General features: G+C 63.3%; 18 protein-coding genes and 1 tRNA gene. 10 read left to right on the forward strand and 9 right to left on the reverse strand.

All coding sequences use genetic code 11. The features are described 5' to 3' along the window. The first annotated feature begins 29 nt into the window (after positions 1-29). The 3 genes from FHS50_RS06340 (at position 30) to nusG (ending at position 1088) form a co-directional block, all read left to right on the forward strand. A tRNA-Trp gene (locus FHS50_RS06340) sits at positions 30-105 on the forward strand. Positions 106-330: 225 nt separating this feature from the next. Further along, a complete protein-coding gene (secE, locus tag FHS50_RS10735) occupies positions 331-528 on the forward strand; it encodes a preprotein translocase subunit SecE (protein ID WP_183933497.1) in 198 nt (65 codons plus the stop codon). A 23-nt stretch (positions 529-551) separates the two neighbouring features. Beyond that, on the forward strand, positions 552-1088 hold the full coding sequence (gene nusG, locus FHS50_RS06350; RefSeq protein WP_183933498.1) for a transcription termination/antitermination protein NusG: 537 nt from the start codon (positions 552-554) through the stop codon (positions 1086-1088). 77 nt (positions 1089-1165) lie between these two features. On the opposite strand, the gene FHS50_RS06355 is transcribed toward nusG, so the two are convergent. Together FHS50_RS06355 and FHS50_RS10845 are read right to left on the reverse strand one after the other, a co-directional pair. After that, entirely contained in the window at positions 1166-1591 is a 426-nt protein-coding gene (locus FHS50_RS06355; RefSeq protein WP_246332976.1) for a ferritin-like domain-containing protein, read from the reverse strand. Positions 1592-1712: 121 nt separating this feature from the next. Then, entirely contained in the window at positions 1713-3116 is a 1404-nt protein-coding gene (locus FHS50_RS10845) for a sensor histidine kinase (protein ID WP_183933500.1), read from the reverse strand. A 226-nt stretch (positions 3117-3342) separates the two neighbouring features. Here FHS50_RS10845 and rplK point away from each other — a divergent pair, with 226 nt between their 5' ends. The 5 genes from rplK (at position 3343) to FHS50_RS06385 (ending at position 6578) form a co-directional block, all read left to right on the forward strand. Then, entirely contained in the window at positions 3343-3774 is a 432-nt protein-coding gene (rplK, locus tag FHS50_RS06365; RefSeq protein ID WP_183933501.1) for a 50S ribosomal protein L11, read from the forward strand. A gap of 3 nt (positions 3775-3777) precedes the next feature. Further along, positions 3778-4476 (forward strand): 50S ribosomal protein L1, encoded by a 699-nt coding sequence (gene rplA / locus FHS50_RS06370; RefSeq protein ID WP_183933502.1) that lies wholly within the window; start codon positions 3778-3780, stop codon positions 4474-4476. Positions 4477-4836: 360 nt separating this feature from the next. Further along, positions 4837-5343: a 50S ribosomal protein L10 gene (rplJ, locus tag FHS50_RS06375; RefSeq protein WP_183933503.1), complete on the forward strand. Its 507-nt coding sequence runs from the start codon at positions 4837-4839 to the stop codon at positions 5341-5343. Between the two features lie 59 nt (positions 5344-5402). After that, positions 5403-5777 (forward strand): 50S ribosomal protein L7/L12, encoded by a 375-nt coding sequence (gene rplL, locus FHS50_RS06380; RefSeq protein WP_183933504.1) that lies wholly within the window; start codon positions 5403-5405, stop codon positions 5775-5777. Positions 5778-5927: 150 nt separating this feature from the next. Further along, a complete protein-coding gene (locus tag FHS50_RS06385) occupies positions 5928-6578 on the forward strand; it encodes a DUF4956 domain-containing protein (protein WP_183933505.1) in 651 nt (216 codons plus the stop codon). Here FHS50_RS06385 and FHS50_RS06390 read toward each other — a convergent pair. After that, positions 6559-7599 carry a hypothetical protein gene (locus tag FHS50_RS06390; RefSeq protein WP_183933506.1) on the reverse strand — a complete coding sequence of 347 codons (1041 nt, stop codon included), beginning with the start codon at positions 7597-7599 and terminating at the stop codon, positions 6559-6561. The genes FHS50_RS06385 and FHS50_RS06390 overlap by 20 nt on opposite strands. A 500-nt stretch (positions 7600-8099) precedes the next feature. Here FHS50_RS06390 and rpoB point away from each other — a divergent pair, with 500 nt between their 5' ends. Both rpoB and rpoC read left to right on the forward strand, forming a co-directional pair. Continuing rightward, positions 8100-12275, forward strand: coding sequence for a DNA-directed RNA polymerase subunit beta (rpoB, locus tag FHS50_RS06395; RefSeq protein WP_183933507.1), 4176 nt, complete (start codon positions 8100-8102; stop codon positions 12273-12275). A gap of 133 nt (positions 12276-12408) precedes the next feature. Continuing rightward, positions 12409-16674, forward strand: a complete 4266-nt coding sequence (gene rpoC / locus FHS50_RS06400) for a DNA-directed RNA polymerase subunit beta' (RefSeq protein ID WP_183933508.1) — start codon at positions 12409-12411, stop codon at positions 16672-16674. Between the two features lie 106 nt (positions 16675-16780). Here the strand turns inward: rpoC and FHS50_RS06405 are convergent, their stop codons facing one another. The 6 genes from FHS50_RS06405 to FHS50_RS06430 all read right to left on the reverse strand — a co-directional run bounded on the left by FHS50_RS06405 (position 16781) and on the right by FHS50_RS06430 (position 22598). Further along, positions 16781-16909 carry an entericidin EcnA/B family protein gene (locus FHS50_RS06405; protein ID WP_183933509.1) on the reverse strand — a complete coding sequence of 43 codons (129 nt, stop codon included), beginning with the start codon at positions 16907-16909 and terminating at the stop codon, positions 16781-16783. A 202-nt stretch (positions 16910-17111) separates the two neighbouring features. After that, positions 17112-17252 (reverse strand): entericidin A/B family lipoprotein, encoded by a 141-nt coding sequence (locus FHS50_RS06410; protein WP_183933510.1) that lies wholly within the window; start codon positions 17250-17252, stop codon positions 17112-17114. Positions 17253-17352: 100 nt separating this feature from the next. Further along, entirely contained in the window at positions 17353-18147 is a 795-nt protein-coding gene (locus FHS50_RS06415) for a thymidylate synthase (RefSeq protein WP_183933511.1), read from the reverse strand. 38 nt (positions 18148-18185) lie between these two features. Further along, a complete protein-coding gene (locus tag FHS50_RS06420; protein ID WP_183933512.1) occupies positions 18186-18884 on the reverse strand; it encodes a class I SAM-dependent methyltransferase in 699 nt (232 codons plus the stop codon). After that, complete coding sequence (gene prfB, locus FHS50_RS06425; protein WP_183933513.1) at positions 18874-20001, reverse strand: peptide chain release factor 2; 1128 nt, start codon at positions 19999-20001, stop codon at positions 18874-18876. The genes FHS50_RS06420 and prfB overlap by 11 nt, the downstream gene beginning before the upstream one ends. Positions 20002-20042: 41 nt before the next feature. Continuing rightward, entirely contained in the window at positions 20043-22598 is a 2556-nt protein-coding gene (locus FHS50_RS06430; protein ID WP_246333083.1) for a penicillin-binding protein 1A, read from the reverse strand. Positions 22599-22608: the final 10 nt, after the last annotated feature.

Here is a 22608-nt window from a genome sequence, read left to right on the forward strand (position 1 = left end):
TCCTTCGGCGTAGGAGCCGCATCCGGCCTAGGGGTATAGCTCAGTTGGTAGAGCATCGGTCTCCAAAACCGAGGGTCGCGGGTTCGAATCCTGCTGCCCCTGCCAGGCCATCTTTCCGATATGCGCCCGCGCCTTCGCCTGAGGGACCGCCCCGCACGGGGGCGGAGCGGCGCGCTTTTGCCCGCCGAACGCCTTGCAATCCGGCCCCGGCGCCGCTACATCGCTGCCCCATGCGGACATGGATGGTCTCCAGTCCCCGCACCGACCCGGTCGGCGGCGGGGGAAGAGCCCTACCCGAAAGCCGCGCAAACTTTTGAACGGACGAGACAGGTGGCGAAAACCAATCCCGGCGAATTCATCCGGCAGGTCCGGGCCGAGACCCGAAAGGTCGTCTGGCCGACCCGCAAGGAAACCATCACCACGGCGATCATGGTCCTGATCATGACCTCGCTGCTGGCCCTATTCTTCTTCGGCACCGATTCGCTGTTCAGCTGGATTGTCCGCTCGCTGATCAGCCTGCTCGGCTAAGCCTTCAAACGGTAAGGAATATCATGTCCCGCTGGTACATCATCCACGCCTATTCGGGTTTTGAAAACAAGGTGCGCGACGCGATCCTGTCGGAAGCCAAGCGCCTCGGCCTCGAACAGGGCGTCGAGCGCGTCGAAGTGCCGACCGAAACGGTCACCGAGATCAAGCGCGGCAAGAAGGTCCAGACCGAGCGCAAGTTCATGCCGGGCTATGTGCTCGCCAAGCTGACCATGACCGACGATGTCTTCCACCTCGTGAAGAACACCCCCAAGGTCACGGGCTTCCTCGGCAACAATGGCAAGCCCCAGCCGATTCCGAATGCCCAGGCCAACCGGATGCTGGACACCAAGGAAGAAACCGCCGGTGCGCCCAAGCAGAAGATCAGCGTCGATTACGAGATCGGCGACAATGTCAAAGTGCTCGAAGGGCCCTTCGCGAGTTTCTCGGGGCTGGTCGAGGAACTGGATTTCGACCGTGGCCGCGTGAAGGTCTCGGTGTCGATCTTCGGCCGTGCGACGCCGGTCGAACTCGAATTCGACCAGGTCGAACTGATCAAATAATCCGCGCACTAGCGCAGACAGAAAAAAAAGCCGGAGCAGCGATGCTCCGGCCCTTCTTCGTTCAGGCATAGGCCCGATCAGTCATATTGCGCTTCGAGCATGTTGGTGAGGCGTTCGCCTTCCTTCACCTCACTATAGGCTTCGCGCACGAGCGCCCGCTGGCTTTCGGGAAGATCGGGGCTTTCGAGCGCCGCTTCGAACTTCTTGCACAGATAGTCCTCGCCTTCCTCGACGCGTTCGGCGGCAGCTTCGTCACCATTTTCGAACATGTCGGCAATTTCCATCCAGGTCCGGTGGAGCGCACCCGCCGTGGTGCCCTTGGTGACCAGTTCCTCGCCATTGCGCTGCAGTTCGCCATTGAGGCGCGTCACCAGCGCTTCGCGCTTCCTCGCCTGTTCGGAGAGGATCGACTTGAGCTTGGGGTCATTGGCCTTCTCGGCGGCCATGCGATAGCCCTCGACCGAGTCGAAGGTGGTGTCGGTCAGCGTTTTCAGGATACTCATTGGGGATACTCCTTCCATGAATTTGCCTGACCAACGCGTGGAAGCGGGACTGTCTCCTCAATTGGCCGCTACGACATGGCGATATGCCGCAAGCACGGGGCCGCGCAGGTGACCGATCACCCTAGGCGCCGCCATCCCCGCCGGCTTGCGCGGGTTCGCCCTTGAGGCCCGGGATACGGATCGAAACGTCGAGCGCGCCTTCGCGCATGTCGCGCCGGATGGTCCCACCGAGCTGGCGCACCGAGCCTTCGATGAGGCGGCTGCCGAAACCTGGCCCGTCTTTCTCCTTGGCGCCGATGGTGCGCGCTTGTTCCTGCCATTCGACGATGAGGTCTTCGCCCAGGCTCCGCCAGGCAATCGCGACCTGTCCATCTTCTCCCGCGCCCGGCGAGAGACCGCCATATTTGGCGGCGTTGGTGGCGAGTTCGTGAAGCACCATGCCGAGCGGCGTGAGCTGGCCGCGCGTCACCAGCATCGATGGGCCGCCCCTGACGAGCAGTCTTTCCTCGTTGCGATAGGGTTCGAGCACCGCATGGACGAGTTCGTCGAGCGGCACGGGGCGCATCTGTTCGTCGTCGCTGGTTACCGAATGGGCCGCGCCGAGCGCGGTCACGCGCGCCTGGATCCGTTCGGCCCAATCCTCGCTGTCGCCCTGCCCCTTGGCACTTTGCCGGATGAGGCCGCTGATCACCGAGAAGAGATTCTTGACGCGGTGATTGAGCTCGCGGTTGAGCAATGCAAGCCGGTCATAGGCGGCTTCGCGGTCGGCGATCACCTTGCGTAGCTGTGCCCGGTCGTCCTCCTGCTGGACGAGCGTGTCGATTTCGGCGCGCAGCCTTCGCACGAGGTCGCTCTCGCCGGCGCGCGGCCGCGCGGCAATCGCCTCGGCAAGGTCGGGACGTTCCTCGAGGATCGCCGCCATGTCGGGTTCGACCGCGATCTCGGGATGAAGCAGGGTCCAGTAATGCGCGGTGCGCACGAAAGCGAGCATCGCCATGAGAAAGTCGGCGTCCTTCGCCCCCATCGCATGGCGCACCGCTTCCTTGGCGCGGGCCGCGTGCATGGGATCGACGAACATCTTGCTCGACAGGATGAAGAGGTCGCTTTCGGCCTGGCTGCCCGGCGGATAGAGGATGTCGCCGCGTTCCTGCGTGCGGAGGCGGCGGATCGCTTCGTCGAGTTCCACGTCGCTCGGCTCGAGCGGGAGGTCGAGCAGATCGAGCACCTGTTCGATGGTCTGCGCGGGTTCTTCGTCGGCGCCCGCGACCTTGCCCTTGCCGATCAGGAAGCCGACGTGGCGGATGAGGCAGTAGCGCGCATTGCAATGGCGCGAGAGATGGACGAACAGCCGTTCCTTGAAGGCGGCGGGCAAGGGATTGTCGAGATAGGCCGAGCAGGCGAATTTCCACAATTCGGCGGTGACGGCGGGGGTGATGCCCGAGGAAAAGAAGCTGGGCAGGATCCCCATGCGACCGATGACCTCGGCCTCGAGGAGGGCGTTTTCGCCTTTCCCGCTCTTGGCCACTGACGCATCTCCTCCCGGACCTTGCGATCATGCGCGCATGCGCTGCGCGGGGCAATAGTCTCCGGGAGACTTGCGGCGGAGTGGCTGTGCTGCTAGGGGCGCGCGGTCTTGTCCCTCCAACGGACAGGCATTTCGCGCGGGAGGCGCCTTCGGGCTGCCGTTTGCACCGCTTAGTCAGAGCCTCGGCAATGCCGGGGCGACAGGATGAAAGAAAGGACCTTCTGGCATGGCCAAGAAGATCACCGGTTATATCAAGTTGCAGGTGCCCTCGGGCGTCGCCAACCCCTCCCCGCCCATCGGCCCGGCTCTGGGTCAGCGCGGCGTCAACATCATGGAATTCTGCAAGGCCTTCAATGCCGCCACGCAGGACATGGAAAAGAACATGCCGATCCCGACGACCATCACGGTCTATGCGGATCGCAGCTTCTCCTTCACCACCAAGACGCCGCCCGCGAGCTTCCTCCTGAAGCGCGCCGCGAAGCTCAAGAAGGGTTCGAGCGAACCCGGCAAGGAAAGCGCCGGCACCATTGCCCGTTCGAAGGTGAAGGAAATCGCCGAACAGAAGATGGCCGACCTCAATGCCAACGACATTGATGCGGCGACCAAGATTATCGAAGGCTCGGCACGCGCTATGGGCCTCGAAGTGGTGGAGGGCTAAATCATGGCGAAGCTGACCAAGAAGCAGAAGGCCCTTGCCGAAAAGTTCGACAACGACACCATCTATGGCGTCGACCAGGCGATCAAGCTCCTCAAGGAGGCCGCCAGCGCGAAGTTCGACGAGACCGTCGAAATCGCGATGAACCTCGGCGTCGATCCGCGCCATGCCGACCAGATGGTGCGCGGCGTCGTCGCGCTGCCCAAGGGCACCGGCAAGGAAGTCAAGGTCGCGGTGTTCGCCAAGGGCGACAAGGCCGAGGAAGCCAAAAAGGCGGGTGCCGACAAGGTCGGTGCCGAGGACCTGATGGAAGACATGCAGAACGGCAATCTCGACTATGACCGCGTCATCGCGACGCCGGACATGATGGGGATCGTCGGTCGCCTCGGTAAGGTGCTGGGCCCCAAGGGCCTGATGCCGAACCCCAAGCTGGGCACGGTCACCCCGAACCCGGCGGCCGCGGTCGAAGCGGCCAAGGGCGGCGAAGTGCAGTTCCGCGTCGAGAAGCAGGGCATCGTCCATGCCGGCATCGGCAAGTCGAGCTTCTCCGAAGGCGACATTCGCGAGAATTTCGACGCTTTCGTCGGAGCGATCGTCAAGGCCAAGCCGTCGGGCGCCAAGGGCAAATATGTGAAGAAGGTGGCTCTCACCTCGACTATGGGCCCGGGCCTCAAGATCGATCTCAGCGAGATCGAAGGCGTCTGAGCCTGACCTGACTGTCAAACGAGAAGGGCCGGGGCGGAAACGCTCCGGCCTTTTTCGTATCGAGGGCATCGAAGCTCGCGCGAGGGTTGACTTGGGCGGCGGAGACGGTAGAGAGCGCCCCGACCGTCGCCTCCGGGCGGCGTTCTCGTCCGAGACAGTTGCTGACCCTTCGGGGTCTTAATTGGCAGCCTAGACGGGGAATGAGGAATACAAGACGGACGGCCTTTAGCGCCCTTTCCGTCGTGTTTGATCCAGCCCCACGGACAACCGGACTGACGTGAAGCCCCTCGCGGGGTCTTTTCCCGTTGGTCCAAACCCTTGCCGGAATGGTCCGGCAGGGGGAACGATTAGGAGTATGGCATGGATCGTTCGCAAAAAGCCGATCTGGTTGCCGAGCTGAAGAGTGTCTTTGCGGAGACCGGCGTGGTCGTTGTCACCCGTAACCACGGGTTGACGGTCGAGCAGTCGTCGGAACTTCGCGCCAAGATGCGCGACGCAGGTGCCCAGTTCAAGGTTGCGAAGAACCGGCTTGCCCTGATCGCGCTGGAAGACAGCCAGTACAAGCCGATCGGCGACCTCCTTACGGGTCCCACGGCACTGGCGACTTCGTCCGACCCCGTTGCCGCCGCCAAGGTGGCAGTGGAGTTCGCCAAGGGTAACGAGAAATTCGAAATCCTCGGCGGCGCCATGGGCGAAACCGTTCTCGACGTCAGCGGGATCAAGGCACTGGCCGAACTGCCGTCGCTCGACGAACTGCGTGGCACGCTGGTTGGCCTTATCCAGGCCCCGGCGACCAAGATCGCGCGGATCGCCAAGGAACCGGGCGGCATGCTTGCCCGCGTCCTGAGCGCCAAGGCCGCAGCCTGAACAGGTTTGTTTCAACACACGGAAGAACTGGGCCCGAGTGCCCTTTAGGAGTTAAGTAAATGGCTGATCTGGAAAAGATTGTTGACCAGCTTTCGGAACTGAGCGTTCTCGAAGCTGCCGAGCTCGCAAAGATGCTCGAAGATAAGTGGGGCGTTTCGGCCTCGGCTGCCGTCGCCGTTGCCGGCCCGGCTGCTGGTGGTGGCGAAGCCGCTGCTGAAGAAAAGGACGAGTTCGACGTGATTCTCACCGGCGACGGTGGCAAGAAGATCAACGTCATCAAGGAAGTCCGTGCGATCACGGGCCTCGGTCTTGGCGAAGCCAAGGCGCTCGTCGAAGGCGCTCCGAAGCCCCTCAAGGAAGGTGCTTCGAAGGACGAAGCCGAAGAAATCAAGAAGAAGATCGAAGAAGCCGGCGGCACCGTCGAGCTCAAGTAAATCGCTTCAACGATTTGATCGCGGAGGCCGGGCATTGCCCGCTTCGCGAACTGGAGAAGGGCGGCCTTTCGGGGCCGCCCTTTTTTGTTAATCTGGAGCAATTGCGAAAATTGCTGTAAATCCCCCGTTATCCAAGCATAGGGGGATCGCATGCGCGTCTGGAAGTTGATGGTCAAACTGACGATCTACTATCTCGTCGTCACCGCGGTCGTGATCACCGTTGCCACCCTCTACCCTTCGGTCCAGAACTATCTTCCCATCGGCGGCGCCGAAGCGCTGATCGGCGGCGTGAAGCCCGACGATCCCCTGGTCGCGATCGAAATCGGCGCGCCGCGCGTCAACAATTTCCTCGGCAGCCTGTTCTGGCTGACCATCGCCGAAGTCGGCGCGCTCCTGACCATTCTGCCGGTGAGCTGGACCTACATGGCGTGCCGCGACCGCAAGGAATATGACCAGTCGCTGGTCGAGACGATCATCATCCTGCCGATCGCGGTGACGGCGATCGTCGTCATCGTCCACAATTCGCTGGCCCTGGCCTTCTCGCTCGCGGGGATCGTCGGCGGCGTGCGCTTTCGCAATACGCTCAAGAGTTCGGGCGATGCGCTCTACATCCTGCTCGCCATCGGGATCGGCCTGAGTGCCGGCATCGGCGCAATCGAGATCGCGGTCGTGATGTCGGTCTTCTTCAACTATGTGTTCCTCTTGCTCTGGGCCAACGACTATGGCGGTATCAAGGGCACTCACCGCTATCTGAGGAACAACAAGCCGACCGAGTCCGAGGTCAAGGCCGACAGTCCTTGAGCATGTTTCTCTCGAGCCCGCGGCCCGAAAGGTCGTCATAGAAACCGTCGAGATAGGACATCATGCGGCGCAGCGTGCGCTGGTCGACGCCCGGGATCGAGGCCAGTTCGGCCTCGAGTGCGGGGCGGGCGCGGAGGAAGTCGCCGACCTGTTCGCGCACCAGCTCGTTATAGGCGCAGAAGCCGCGATAGCGGCGCTGGCGGATATCGCCGAGGCGAAGACCCTCGGGCGGCTCCGAATAGGGCGGAGCGACCCATCCCGTCCCGTCGAAATCATAGGGGATGGGAATGAGGTCGGCGCCGGACGTCTTGGTCGGGCCGACAAGCTTCGAATTGTGACAGCAGCTCCGTCCGCTGGGCCCGGTGTAGATCGACCAGTCGACATTGCCGATCATATATTGGAACAGCATATAGCGCGCTCCGTCAGGGCGCGAGACGGCATTGGGCGACACCGAGCCGCGGTCGATCTCCACCCCGCCGAGACGCTTGGCCGCATCATCGATGTCCTCGATGAAGAAACCGTAGCGGTGGGCCCGCTCGCGGCCGCCGTCCATGTAGCGGATCCGCGCCAGTCGCACCTTGAGGCTGCGGTCGGTGAGGACATTGTAGAGGCGGTAGGCGGCATATTCCTTGAGCAGCAATTGTTCGAAATGGCCGCTATCCTGGCAGTGGGTGACGAGCTTGATGCTCGACTGGCGGTGGAAGAGCGAGCCCGGCTCGGGTTTCTGGACGAAGGTGACGCGTAGCGGCGGGAATTCGCAGGCCGCCTCGTTGCGGCGCGACAGGCCGCGCGCCGAGAGAATGATGCGATGGCTTTCCCCGGCCGTGCGCAGGAGTGCGGGGTGGCGCTGTCCCGCCGTGCGCGCGCGGTTGTAGAGCTTGAGGATGGGGCCTTCGATCGTGACTTCGAGCGGCGCGCTGTCAGTGAAGAGCGGCGTGACCGAGGCGCGGGCCTCACAGGGGAATAGCATGAGCAGCAACGCCACTGCCGCCAGCCAGCCGAACCTGATTTTATCGCCCATCGTCCGCCCCTGTCGCAGCCGATTCTCGAACTGGCTTCCTTATCATGAAGCGGGGCGATGGTCATCGCCCGTTAGGATGCCCTCCGTTCACGCCTGCCCGAGGCGGGCGTGCGGCGGGCGCCCTCGCCTTGTCGGCGCAATTGACTAGATGTCGAGACCGGTCCGGCGCTGCCGGGCACTTGCACCGGCCAACCCAGTTGGTGCCGGGGCGGCCCACCCCCCAGAGGTCGCCCCGATTTCCCTTCCGCGCATATTTGCCGCGTGTCGGCCCTATCCCCTTGCATCGCACGCGAAAATCGGTAAATAGGAGCAATCCAACACATGTGGCTCCGCCGCACGGCTTGTCGTGCGCCCGGGGCCTTCCTGCCTTCTTCGGGCCACGGATCGATTGAGAGCGCACGATCCGAACGAATGATGAAGGGTCAACAGGAGCCGCGCCGGACTTTGAATGCGAAGGCCCGCGACCCGTTCGTGCGTCCTCGCGAAGCGCAGGGAAACAGATGGCTACCAAAGCGAAAGACGTGCCGACCACCCGGGGCACCTCGACCAAATCTCGCCGTATCCGCAAAATCTTCGGAAACATCCACGAAATCTCGGAAATGCCGAACCTCATCGAGGTTCAGCGCGAAAGCTATGAGCAGTTCCTCCGTTCCGACAAGGAAACGGGCTATGTCTCGGGGCTGGAAAAGACGCTTCGTTCGGTTTTCCCGATCCAGGATTTCGCCGGCACCGCGCATCTCGACTTCGACGGCTATGAGCTCGAGGATCCCAAGTTCGACACCGAGGAATGCCGTCAGCGCGGCCTGACCTATGCCGCGCCGATGCGCGTCACCCTGCGCCTCACCTCCTTCGAGATCGACCCCGATACCGATGCCAAGTCGGTGATCGATATCAAGGAACAGGATGTCTACATGGGCGACATGCCGCTCATGACCCATAACGGCACCTTCATCGTCAACGGCACCGAACGCGTCATCGTTTCCCAGATGCACCGGTCGCCGGGCGTGCTGTTCGATCATGATCGCGGCAAGACCCATTCGAGCGGCAAATATCTCTTCGCCGCGCGCGTCATTCCCTATCGCGGTTCGTGGCTCGATTTCGAATTCGACGCCAAGGACATCGTCAACGTCCGCATCGACCGCAAGCGCAAGCTGCCGGTCACGACCCTGCTCTACGCGCTGGGCCTCAACAGCGAGGAAATCCTCGAGCATTTCTACGACCGCGTGACCTATGTCCGCGGCAAGAACGGCTGGGAAATCCCCTTCAACCCCGAAGCATGGCGCGGCATGAAGCCCGCTTTCGACATTGTCGATGCCAAGTCGGGTGAAGTGGTCTTCGAAGCCGGGCAGAAGATCACGCCCCGCAAGGCCAAGGCCGCCGAGAAGGACGGTCTCAAGAACCTCATCATCCCGACCGAGGAAATCTTCGGCCGCTTCTCCGCCTACGATCTCATCAACGAGAAGACGGGCGAGATCTACATCGAGGCGGGCGAGGAAGTCTCGGCCGAAAATCTCGAGAAGCTCGACAAGGCCGGTATCGACCGCCTCGAACTGCTCGACATCGATTATGTGAACACCGGTCCCTGGATCCGCAACACGCTGATGGCCGACAAGGCCGAGGATACCGACCAGGCGCTGGCCGATATCTATCGCGTCATGCGCCCGGGCGAGCCGCCCACCCGCGAGACCGCCGATGCGCTGTTCTTCGGCCTGTTCTTCGATCCCGAGCGCTATGACCTGTCGGCCGTGGGCCGCGTGAAGCTCAACATGCGTCTCGACCTCGATGCCGAGGACACCGTGACGACGCTTCGCCGCGAGGACATCCTCGCGGTGGTCAAGACGCTGGTCGACCTCAAGGACGGCAAGGGCGAAATCGACGATATCGACAATCTCGCCAACCGCCGCGTGCGTTCGGTGGGCGAGCTTCTGGAAAACCAGTATCGCGTCGGCCTTCTGCGCATGGAGCGCGCGGTCAAGGAGCGCATGAGCTCGGTCGACGTGTCGACGGTCATGCCCAACGACCTCATCAACGCCAAGCCGGCGGTGGCCGCGGTTCGCGAATTCTTCGGCTCCTCGCAGCTGTCGCAGTTCATGGACCAGACCAACCCCCTGTCCGAAGTCACCCACAAGCGCCGTGTCTCGGCATTGGGGCCGGGCGGTCTCACGCGTGAGCGCGCGGGCTTCGAAGTGCGCGACGTCCACCCCACCCATTATGGCCGTATCTGCCCGATCGAGACGCCTGAAGGTCCGAACATCGGCCTCATCAACTCGCTCGCCAGCTTCAGCCGGGTGAACAAATATGGCTTCATCGAGACGCCGTATCGCAAGGTGGTCGACAACAAGGTGACCAACGAGGTCATCTACCTGTCGGCGATGGAAGAGCAGAAGCACACCATCGCGCAGGCGAACGCCGAACTGAACGAGGACGGCAGCTTCGTCGAGGAAATCGTGTCGAGCCGCCAGGCCGGCGAATTCCTGATGGCGCAGCGCGAGCAGATCACCCTGATGGACGTCAGCCCCAAGCAGCTGGTGTCGGTCGCGGCCTCGCTCATTCCTTTCCTCGAGAACGATGACGCCAACCGCGCGCTCATGGGTTCGAACATGCAGCGCCAGGCAGTGCCGCTGGTCCAGGCCGATGCCCCGCTCGTCGGGACCGGCATGGAGGAAACGGTGGCGCGCGATTCGGGTGCCGCCATCTCGGCGCGCCGCGCGGGCGTGATCGACCAGGTCGACGCGACGCGTATCGTCGTGCGCGTCACCGAGGACATCCACCCGGGCGAAAGCGGCGTCGACATCTACACGCTGCACAAGTTCCAGCGGTCGAACCAGAACACCTGCATCAACCAGCGTCCGCTGGTGAAGGTGGGCGAGGAAGTCGAGCGCGGCGAGATCATCGCCGACGGCCCCTCGACCGAGTTCGGCGAACTGGCGCTGGGCCGCAACGTGCTCGTCGCTTTCATGCCGTGGAACGGGTACAACTACGAGGACTCGATCCTCATCTCCGAACGCATCGTGAAGGATGACGTCTTCACCTCGATCCACATCGAGGAATTCGAGGTCATGGCGCGCGACACCAAGCTCGGACCCGAGGACATCACCCGCGACATTCCCAATGTCGGCGAGGAAGCGCTGCGCAACCTCGACGAAGCGGGCATCGTCTATATCGGCGCCGAAGTGGAGCCGGGCGACATCCTGTGCGGCAAGATCACGCCCAAGGGCGAGAGCCCGATGACGCCCGAAGAGAAGCTGCTGCGCGCCATCTTCGGCGAAAAGGCCAGCGACGTGCGCGACACCTCGCTTCGCCTGCCGCCGGGCGTGGCCGGCACGGTCGTCGACGTTCGCACCTTCAACCGCCACGGCATCGACATCGATGACCGTACGCGGGCGATCCAGAGCGAAGAGAAGGACCGTCTCAAGAAGGACGCGCATGACGAGAAGGCAATTCTCAACCGCGCGACCTACAAGCGTCTCGAGGAAATGCTCGTCGGCCAGACGGCCACCGCGGTGCCCAAGGGCATCAAGAAGGGTGCCAAGCTGACCAAGGCGATGCTCGCCGAAGTCGATCAGAAGGACTGGTGGAAGATTGCCGTCAAGTCCGACGAACGGCAGGCCGACCTCGAAGCCGTCAAGGCGCAGTATGACGACGCCGTCGGCGTCATCGATGCCAAGCTCGAAGACCGCATCCAGAAGCTGGAAGCGGGCGACGAACTGCCGCCGGGCGTCCTCAAGATGGTCAAGGTCTTCGTCGCGGTGAAGCGCAAGCTGCAGCCGGGCGACAAGATGGCCGGCCGCCACGGGAACAAGGGTGTCATCAGCCGGATCCTTCCGGTCGAGGACATGCCTTTCCTCGAGGACGGCACCCATGCCGACATCGTGCTCAATCCGCTGGGCGTGCCGTCGCGCATGAACGTCGGGCAGATCTTCGAAACCCATCTCGGCTGGGCCGCGCGCGGCCTCGGTCGGCAGATCGCTGAGATGCTCGAGGAGATGCATGCCAAGGGCAAGGATCTCGGCGACAAGGACATCAAGACCGTCAAGCAGAAGCTCATCGACGTCTATGGCGACAAATATGCCAAGGCGATCGAAGGCCGCAGCGACGAGAAGGTCATGGAACTGGCGCAGAACCTCGTGGGCGGCGTGCCGATGGGCACCCCGGTCTTCGACGGCGCGCGCCAGGAAGATGTCGCGGACATGCTCGAGAAGGCCGGTCTCGACCGGTCGGGCCAGGTCACGCTCTTCGACGGCCGCACCGGCGAGCCGTTCGATCGCAAGGTGACCGTGGGCTATATCTACATGCTCAAGCTGCACCACCTCGTCGACGACAAGATCCACGCCCGTTCGATCGGACCGTACAGCCTCGTGACCCAGCAGCCGCTGGGCGGCAAGGCGCAGTTCGGTGGCCAGCGCTTCGGGGAAATGGAAGTCTGGGCCCTGCAGGCCTATGGCGCCGCCTACACCCTGCAGGAAATGCTGACCGTGAAGTCGGACGACGTGGTGGGCCGTACCAAGGTCTACGAAGCCATCGTCAAGGGCGACGACACGTTCGAAGCCGGCATTCCGGAAAGCTTCAACGTCCTCGTCAAGGAAATGCGCTCGCTGGGCATGAGCGTCGACCTTGAGAGCCATAGCGATGGCGACGACGAGGATGGCGAAACGCCGGCGATCGCTGCCGAATAGGAGACCGGAGGGGTGTCGGCGCCGCGATGGCCGCCGGCTCCCCCACCCTCCCGCTTTTGATTTGGGTTCGATGGAAAATGCGCTCGATCCGTCAGCCCCGAAAAGATTTTCCCAGCGCTAAGGGAAGTGAAGAATGAACGAACTGACCAACTTCGCAAATCCGGTCTCCAAGCCCGAGACCTTCGACCAGATCCGTATCGGCATCGCGTCGCCCGACCGCATCCGTTCGTGGAGCTTCGGCGAGATCAAGAAGCCCGAAACGATCAACTACCGGACGTTCAAGCCTGAACGCGACGGCCTGTTCTGCGCGCGCATCTTCGGCCCGATCAAGGATTACGAATGCCTGTGCGGCAAGTACAAGCGCATGAAGTACAAGGGCATCGTCTGCGAGAAGTGCGGTGTCGAAGTCACGGTCTCGAAGGTCCGCCGCGAACGCATGGGCCATATCGAACTGGCCGCGCCGGTCGCCCACATCTGGTTCCTGAAGTCGCTGCCGAGCCGCATCGGCCTGCTTCTCGACATGCAGTTGAAGCAGCTCGAGCGCGTGCTGTATTTCGAAAGCTATGTCGTCATCGAGCCGGGCCTTACCCCGCTCGAGAAGTTCCAGCTTTTGACCGAGGACGAGCTTCTCGAAGCGCAGGACGAATATGGCGAGGACGCCTTCTCGGCCGGGATCGGCGCCGAGGCGGTCCGCACCATGCTGATGGACCTCGACCTCGAGCAGGAACGCGAAGACCTGCTCCAGGAGCTCGAGGAAACCAAGTCCACGCTCAAGCCCAAGAAGATCATCAAGCGTCTCAAGGTCGTCGAAAGCTTCATCGAGAGCGGCAACCGTCCCGAATGGATGATCCTCGAGGTGATCCCGGTCATTCCGCCCGACCTGCGCCCGCTGGTGCCGCTCGACGGTGGCCGCTTCGCGACGTCGGACCTGAACGATCTCTACCGCCGCGTGATCAACCGCAACAACCGTCTGAAGCGCCTGATGGAGCTGCGCGCTCCCGACATCATCGTGCGCAACGAAAAGCGCATGCTGCAGGAATCGGTCGATGCGCTGTTCGACAACGGCCGCCGCGGCCGCACGATCACCGGTGCGAACAAGCGTCCGCTGAAGTCCTTGAGCGACATGCTCAAGGGCAAGCAGGGCCGCTTCCGCCAGAACCTGCTCGGCAAGCGCGTCGACTATTCGGGCCGTTCGGTCATCGTGACCGGCCCCGAACTCAAGCTGCACCAGTGCGGCCTGCCCAAGAAGATGGCGCTCGAACTGTTCAAGCCGTTCATCTATTCGCGCCTCGATGCCAAGGGTCTCTCGATGACCCTGAAGCAGGCGAAGAAGTGGGTCGAGAAGGAACGCAAGGAAGTCTGGGACATCCTTGACGAGGTGATCCGCGAGCATCCGGTGCTTCTGAACCGCGCCCCGACGCTTCACCGCCTCGGCATCCAGGCGTTCGAACCGGTTCTGATCGAAGGCAAGGCGATCCAGCTTCACCCGCTGGTCTGCGCCGCCTTCAACGCCGACTTCGACGGTGACCAGATGGCCGTGCACGTCCCGCTGAGCCTCGAGGCCCAGCTGGAAGCGCGCGTTCTGATGATGAGCACCAACAACATCCTCTCGCCCGCCAACGGCAAGCCGATCATCGTGCCTTCGCAGGACATGGTGCTGGGCCTTTACTATCTGTCGATGGAAAAGGACGGCGAGCCGGGCGAAGGCTCGATGTTCACCGACATGACCGAAGTGCACCAGGCACTGAACGTCGGCGCGGTTACGCTGCACTCCAAGATCATCGCGCGCGTCCCGCAGACGGGCGAGGATGGCAAGGTCACGATGCAGCGCTTCGAGACCACCCCGGGCCGCATGCTTCTCGGGGAGACCCTTCCCAAGAGCCACAAGGTGCCGTTCGAAACGGTCAACCGCCTGCTCACCAAGAAGGAAATCGGCGACGTCATCGATACCGTCTATCGCCACACCGGCCAGAAAGAGACGGTCATCTTTGCCGACCACATCATGAGCCTCGGCTTCCGTCACGCCTTCAAGGCCGGCATCTCCTTCGGCATGGATGACATGATCATCCCCGAAGCCAAGGAAAAGCTGGTCAGCGACACGCGTGCGCTGGTTGCCGACTATGAGCAGCAGTATCAGGACGGCCTGATCACGCAGCAGGAAAAATACAACAAGGTCATCGACGCCTGGAGCCGCTGCGGCGACCAGGTCGCGAGCGAGATGATGGACGAGATCAAGGCCACGCCGCGAGGCGAGGATGGCCGCGAAGCGCCCGTCAACTCGATCTACATGATGGCCCATTCCGGTGCGCGTGGCTCGCAGGCCCAGATCAAGCAGCTGGCCGGCATGCGCGGCCTGATGGCCAAGCCGTCGGGCGAGATCATCGAAACGCCGATCATCTCGAACTTCAAGGAAGGCCTCACCGTTCTCGAGTATTTCAACTCGACCCACGGTGCCCGCAAGGGTCTTGCCGATACCGCGCTCAAGACCGCGAACTCGGGTTATCTTACCCGTCGTCTCGTGGACGTGAGTCAGGACTGCGTCGTGATCGAGGAGGACTGCAAGACCTCCAACTCGCTCGAGATGCGCGCCATCGTGCAGGGCGGCACCACCATCGCCTCGCTTGCCGAGCGCGTGCTGGGTCGCACCACCGCCGAGGACATCGTCGATCCCAAGACCGAGAAGGTCTCGATCAAGGCGGGAACGCTGCTCGACGAAGCGATGGTTCGCGACATCGACGAGATGGGCATCCAGACCATGCAGATCCGTTCGCCGCTCGTTTGCGAAAGCAAGCAGGGCGTGTGCGGCAAATGCTATGGCCGTGACCTTGCCCGCGGTACGCCGGTCAATATCGGCGAAGCCGTCGGCGTCATCGCCGCCCAGTCGATCGGCGAGCCCGGCACCCAGCTGACGATGCGGACCTTCCACATCGGCGGCGCGGCGCAGCTCAACGAACAGTCGAACCTCGAAGCGCCGGTGGACGGCAAGCTCGAATATCGGGACATGCCGCTCATCGAGGATGCCAAGGGGCGTCACCTGTCGCTGAGCCGCTCGGGCGAACTGGCGATCCTCGACATGGATGGCCGCGAACTGTCGACCCACAAGATCCCCTACGGTGCGCACCTCCTGTTCGAGAACGGCCATGTCGTCTCGCGCGGGGACCGTATCGCCGAATGGGATCCCTCGTTCAGCCCGGTCATCACCGAGCGTGCGGGCGTGGTGACCTATCAGGACCTGATCGACGGGCAGACGCTCGCCGAGCAGACCGACGAGTCGACCGGCATCTCGCAGCGCGTCGTCACCGAGGACCAGACCAAGAAGAAGAAGGACGATCTTCGTCCCCGCCTCACCCTTACCGGTGAGAAGGACGAGGAAGCCGGTGTCTATCGCCTGGCGCCGGGCGCGATCATCGCGGTCGAGGACGGCCAGAAGGTCGAAGCCGGTACCGTGCTTGCCCGTATGCCCCGTGAAGCCGCCAAGACGCGCGACATCACCGGTGGTCTGCCGCGGGTCGCCGAGCTGTTCGAGGCGCGCAAGCCCAAGGACAATTCGGTCATCGCCAAGGTGTCGGGCAAGTTCACCTTCATCCGGGACTACAAGGCCAAGCGCAAGGTTGCCATCATCCCCGAGGATGGCGGCGATCCGGTCGAATATCTGATCCCCAAGGCGAAGGTCATCGACGTCCAGGAAGGCGACTTCGTGAAGAAGGGCGACAATCTGGTTGCCGGTTCGCCCGACCCGCATGACATCCTCGAAGTCATGGGCGTCGAGGCGCTGGCCGAATATCTCGTCAACGAGATTCAGGAAGTCTATCGACTGCAGGGCGTGAAGATCAACGACAAGCACATCGAGGTGATCGTTCGCCAGATGCTGCAAAAGGTCGAGATCACCGACGGCGGGGACACCACCCTGCTGGCCGGCGAACAGGTCGATCGCGAGGAAATGGAAGAGGCCAATGCCAAGCTTGCCCCGCGCAAGAAGAAGGCACAGGGCACGCCCATCCTCCTCGGCATCACCAAGGCCTCGCTCCAGACCCGCAGCTTCATCTCGGCCGCTTCCTTCCAGGAAACGACCCGGGTGCTCACCGAAGCCGCGGTGCAGGGCAAGTCGGACACGCTCAACGGCCTCAAGGAAAATGTCATCGTCGGCCGCCTTATCCCGGCGGGTACCGGCGCGGGCATGAACCGGATGCGCATCGCCGCCTCGAGCCGCGATGCCGCGCTTCGCGCCCAGCAGAAGAAGCTGCAGGACGCGATGGTCGCTGCGCAGACCGCGCAGGAAGAGCATGAAACCGAGCTCAACAAGGACCCGGCCGACAAGGTCGAGGATCCGCTGGCCGAAGTCGTGCCCTCGGGCGAAGGCACCGACGCCGATGCCGGTGATTATCTGAACGAGGAATAAGGAAGAGGGGGGCGCCTTTGCCCCCCCCTTCGACCTTGCAGGTAAAGAAAAGGCCCCGCCGACCGGAGTGGTTGGCGGGGCCTTTTTGTTTTCGCTTGTCGCGAAGCTAGTTGATCGCGTCCTCGGTGGCGTTGGCGGCCGATTGCAGGTCCTGGCCAGCGCCGCGGACGGTGTTGCAAGCGGCGACGGCGAGCGTTCCGCCGATCAGCGCCAGGGTGAGCATCTTGCGAACCATGGTGGGTCTCCTATCCGAACGAGTGCTTCTGAAAGCGACATTGGCGAGAATTCGCGGCCTGTCCAGTCAGATTGCATTCTGAGCAGCGCGGGCGATTAGGGCGGGAGACGGCTTTACCGCGCATGAACGACCGGAGGGGGCAAAAAGAAACCCCGCGAACGAGGGGCTGTTCGCGGGGTTGAGGGAAGACCAGAACTCGAGCCTAGCAGTCGCGACCTTCCAGGACGTCTTCACCGCACTTGCCAGCGGATTCGATATCCTTGCCCGCGCCCTGCACCGTATTGCAGGCCGACAGGGCCATCAGGCTTCCGATTGCGAAAACCGACATCAACTTGCGGACCATGAGGCATCTCCTGACTGTGATGCCGCTTGTAACGCACCGGCCATGGTTCGGTGCCGCCGCCTGGCCCCTGCCCCTCTCACAAAGGCGCGGCGAGCCGTTGTCAAACCGCGACGGGTGCCTTGATATGAGGATGCGGATCGTAATCCTTGAAGCGGAAATCGTCGGGCTGGTAATCGAACAATCCCTGCCCGCGATCGGCGATCACCAGCGTGGGCAATTTGCGCGGTTCGCGCGTCAATTGTTCGCGCGCCTGTTCGAGATGGTTCGAATAGAGATGTACATCGCCGCCGGTCCACACGAAGTCGCCGGGTTCGAGCCCGCATTCGCGCGCCAGCATGTGCGTGAGGAGCGCATAGGAAGCGATGTTGAAGGGAACGCCGAGGAAAAGGTCGGCCGAGCGCTGGTAGAGCTGCAGCGACAATCTCCCGTTCGCGACATGGGTCTGGAAAAGGCAGTGGCAGGGCGCCAGCGCCATCTGGTCGAGTTCGCCGGGATTCCAGGCACTGACGATCTGGCGACGCGACGCGGGATCGCGCTTGATGAGCTTCACCAGTTCGCTGATCTGGTCGACCGTCTCGCCGCGCGCGGTTTCCCATCGGCGCCATTGCTTTCCATAGACCGGGCCGAGGTCGCCATTCTCGTCCGCCCATTCGTCCCAGATGCTCACTCCCCGTTCCTGCAGATACTCGACATTGGTGTCGCCCTGAAGGAACCAGAGAAGCTCGACAATGATCGAGCGCAGGTGCAATTTCTTGGTGGTGAGAAGGGGAAAGCCTTTTGACAGGTCGAAGCGCATCTGCGCGCCGAAAACGGAAAGAGTGCCGACGCCCGTGCGGTCGTCCTGCGCGGCGCCCTCGTCGAGGATTCGCTGCATGAGATCGAGATATTGACGCATGGGATCAGCCTAGCGCGCCCCCGCCGATGTTCAAGCGGTTAGGAGCAGGGCTCGATGTCTTCGGGCGCCGGGCGCGGGCCGCCGATCTCGAAGGCCGCAAAATAGGCCTGTGTGCCGTTGATTTCGGCGGTGGAGACGCGGCGCAGGCCGAGCGCGGCGAATTCGCAGTCGAGCAGTTCGGGGGGCATGCCGTGGCGCTTGATCGGGCGGTCGGCGTCGACGACGATCACCTGTCCGCCGGGCTTGAGCCCCGCGCGCAGGTGCCAGAGGAATTCATAGGGCTCGGCGACCTCGTGATACATATGGACGAGGAAGATGCGATCGAAGCTGCGGGCCGGGAGGCGCGGGTCGTTCGCGGCCCCCAGCCGGACCGCGACATTTTCGAGATCCTCACGCTGTACGCGCCGCGCGAGCTGGTCGCGCACGTCGCGCTGGATGTCCTGCGCGAGGACGCGCCCCTCCTCGCCCACCGCGCGGGCGAGACGGACGGTATAATAGCCTTCGCCCGCGCCGATATCGGCGACCACCATGCCGGGCGCGACGCCTGCCAGTTCCATCACCAGTTCGGCCTCGCCCAGCCGGTCGCGCGCGTCCTCGGTGGAGAAGCTGTCCGACACGATCGGGGCGACGTCGCGCCGGGCATCGGGGAAGCGCGGCGCATCGGTCGGGGTTTCGGCGCGGCAGGAAGCGAGCGCCAACGAGGCAAGCAGAAGGGTCCCGAAGGCCCTAGTCGACATCCTCGACCTCGACCTTCTCGCCGGTCACGCGCTGCGACAGGGCCGCCGCCATGAACTTGTCGAGATCGCCGTCGAGCACGTCGCTGGGCGAAGTCGACGTCACCCCGGTGCGCAGATCCTTCACCAACTGGTAGGGCTGGAGGACATAGGAACGGATCTGGTGACCCCAGCCGATGTCGGTCTTGGAGGCATTGGCGGCATTGGCCTCTTCCTCGCGCCGTTGCAGCTCGGCTTCGTAGAGGCGCGCCTTCAGCTGCTTCATCGCCTCGGCCTTGTTCTTGTGCTGCGAACGCTGCGACTGGCTGGCGACCACGATATTGGTCGGCAAGTGGGTGATGCGCACCGCGCTGTCGGTGGTGTTGATATGCTGCCCGCCCGCGCCCGAGGCACGGTAGGTGTCGATGCGCAGATCGCTTTCGACGATATCGATCTCGATGTCGTCGTCGACCTCGGGATAGACCCAGACGCTGGAAAAGCTGGTGTGGCGGCGCGCCGAGGAATCATAGGGGCTGATGCGAACGAGGCGATGCACCCCGCTTTCGGTCTTTACATAGCCATAGGCATTCTCGCCCTTGAGGAGGAGCGTCGCCGACTTGATGCCCGCCTGTTCGCCCGCATGATAATCGATCACCTCGACCTTCATGCCATGCCGTTCGGCCCAGCGCGCATACATGCGCTGGAGCATCTCGGCCCAGTCCTGGCTTTCGGTGCCCCCTGCCCCGGCATGGACCTCGACATAGGCATTGTTGGCATCGGCTTCGCCCGCGAGCAGCGCCGCGACCTTGTCCTTCTCGGCCTTGGCGGCGAGCTTTTCGAGGCTCGCGACGGCTTCGTCGACGAGCGCGCTGTCGCCTTCGGCCTCGGCCATTTCCATCAATTCGACCGTGTCGGCCAGTTCCTTCTCGATCGCCTGGGTGGCCTTGATCGCCTCGTCAAGACGGCCGCGTTCGCGCATGAGCGCCTGCGCTGCCTTGGGATCGTCCCAGAGCGTCGGGTCTTCGACCTTCGCATTCAACTCCTCGAGCCGCTTTTTCGCATTGTCCCAGTCGAGGAAACGGCGAAGCAGCGCGGTGGCAGCTTGAATCTGGTCTGAAAAGGCTTGCGCTTCGGCGCGCATAACATGCTTCTTTCGTAAAATCGGGCGCTTGGGAGAAGCCCCTAGTAAATCCCGCCTTGCCTTTGCAAGAATTCGGCTTCGTCAGGCGGTTCGGGCGTCTTGGGCCGAACCGGGCGCGTGACCACCGGAGCGGGCGCGACGGGCGCCTCCTCGGCTTCCTCGGCTTCCTCTTCGCGGCGGCGGAAGGTGCGGCGCGGCTCGGTCTCGGGCTTAAAGGCTTCCCAGATCACCGCCGAACGCCGTTCGACCGTCGTCGGGAAGGTGCCGAACACCCGTTCGCCGGTGAGCCGGTCGATCCGCACCATGCGGATGCCGGGCGCGGCGACGAAGGGGGTCTTGGGATGGTCCTTCAAGGCCTTTTCGGCGAACATCTGGAAGACTGGCGCGGCAGTGCTTCCGCCCTGCGCGTAGCGGCCAAGGCTGCGGTTGTCGTCATAGCCGATATAGGTGCCGGTCACGATGTCGGGGGTGCCGCCGACGAACCAGACATTGGTCGGGCCCGACGTGGTGCCGGTCTTGCCGAACAGGGGGCGCTCGAGGCTGGCGAGCCGCACCGCGGTGCCGCGCTCGACCACGCCTTCGAGGATATGCACCATCTGGTAGGCGGCCTGAGGGTCGATGAGCTGGCGGCCGCGCTCGGGCGGGCGGGGCATGGGCCGGCCGTCATATTCGGCCATGTTGCACCGTTCCATCGCGGCGCAGCGATTGTCGGCGCGGTAGATGACCTTGCCCGAGCGGTCCTGCACGAAATCGATAATGCTCGGCTTCACCTCGCGGCCATGGTTGGCGAGTATGGCATAGGCGTTGGTGAGGCCCTGCACGGTGACTTCGCCCGCGCCGAGCGCGATCGAGAGATAGCGCGGATGGTCGCCCAGCCCGAGCTTGGCGGCGGTTTCGACGACCTTGTCCATGCCGGTCTGGCTGGCCGCGCGGATGGTCATCAGGTTGCGCGACTGCTCGACCCCCCAGCGCAGCGTCTTGGGCCCCGAATAGCGGCCATCGAAGTTGCGGAAACATTTGTCACCCAGTTGCGCGCCCTGCCAGACGCAGAAAGGCTCGTCGGGGATGAGCGTAGCGGGCGTGAAGCCGTTTTCGAGCGCGGTGACATAGACGATCGGCTTGAAGGCCGAGCCCGGCTGGCGCTTGGCTTGGGTGGCGCGGTTATAGGGCGATCCTTCGACATCGAAGCCGCCGACCATCGCGAGCACGCGGCCGGTATCGACCTGCTCGGCGACGAAGCCGCCGCTCACCTCGGGGATCGAGCGCAGCGCATAGCGCCCGTCGCCTTCGTCCTTCACGACGATGATCATGCCCGGGCGGAACTGGTCGAAGGCAAGGCCGCCGCGCCCGCGCACCGGCATCGAGGCCGCGCTGCGCGGCAGGGTCGCGGTGCTGCCGTCGGTGAAGCCGATGGTCGCCACCGAGCGGTCGCGGCGGAGGACCACCGCCTTGCGCCAGTCGGAAAAGCCGGTGCCGACCCGAGCGAGCCGAAGCTGGCTTTCCCAGTCCTGGTCCATGTCGATTGACAAGCCGAGATCGCGCCAGCCCTTGGGGCCATCGAACCGTGCCAGTTGCTCGCGCATCGCGGCGGCGGCGGCTTCCTGCATTTCGACATTCATCGAAGTGCGGACCCACAGGCCCCCGGCATAGACGCTGTTGGGGCCATCTTCGGCTTCCTCGCCATAGTCGGCGAGCAGCTTGCGCCTCACTTCCTCGAGGAAATAGCCGCCCCTTTCCTTGAAGGGACGCGCGCTTCCGGTGGGGATGGCAGTCAGTTCGGTGGCGGCGGCTCGGGCGCGCTCGGCTTCGCTGATGAAGCCGTTCTTTTCCATTTCGCGCAGGACATAGTTGCGGCGGTTGGTCGCGCGCTGCTTGTTGCGAACGGGGTGATAATTGGCCGGACCCTTGGGGATCGCTGCAAGATAGGCCGCTTCGTGCAGGTCGAGTTCGCCGACATCCTTGTCGAAATAGGCGCGCGCGGCAGCCTGCACGCCATAGGCGTTCCGGCCAAGGAAGATCTCGTTGAGATAGAGGCTGAGAATTTCTTCCTTCGAGAGCGTGTCCTCGATGCGGAAAGCGAGCACCGCTTCGCGCGCCTTGCGCAGCACCGAATATTCATCGTCGCCCGAGAGGTTCTTGGCAACCTGCTGGGTGATGGTGGAGGAACCGCGCGAACGTCCGCCCCCGGTAGCTTCCTTGCGGATGAATTCGAGCACCGCGGCGGCAAGGCCCGGATAGTCGATCCCGCCGTGCGAGAAGAAGGTCTTGTCCTCGGCCGAGATGAAGGCCTGCACCACCATTTCGGGATAATCGTCATAGGCCAGTTCGACGCGGCGCTGGCGGGCATAGGTGGCGATCGGTTCGCCGCTGTCACCGCGCACCATCGTCGGAAGCGCCGGGCGATAGGCGAGGATTTCCTCCTCGCTCATCACGTCATGCGAAAAGACGATCCAGAGAATCGACAAGGCCATGAGCCCCGCGAAGCCCAGCCAGAAGGCCCAGCGCAGCCAGCGTTTTTCGCGCCAGGGATCGAGCCGCGCATGTACGCGGGCGTTGAACGCCTCCATGTCGGGCAGGGGTATCGAAGGGATCTTCATCACGTTCTTC

The organism is Sphingomicrobium lutaoense, assembly GCF_014195685.1.
GTDB lineage: Bacteria > Pseudomonadota > Alphaproteobacteria > Sphingomonadales > Sphingomonadaceae > Sphingomicrobium > Sphingomicrobium lutaoense.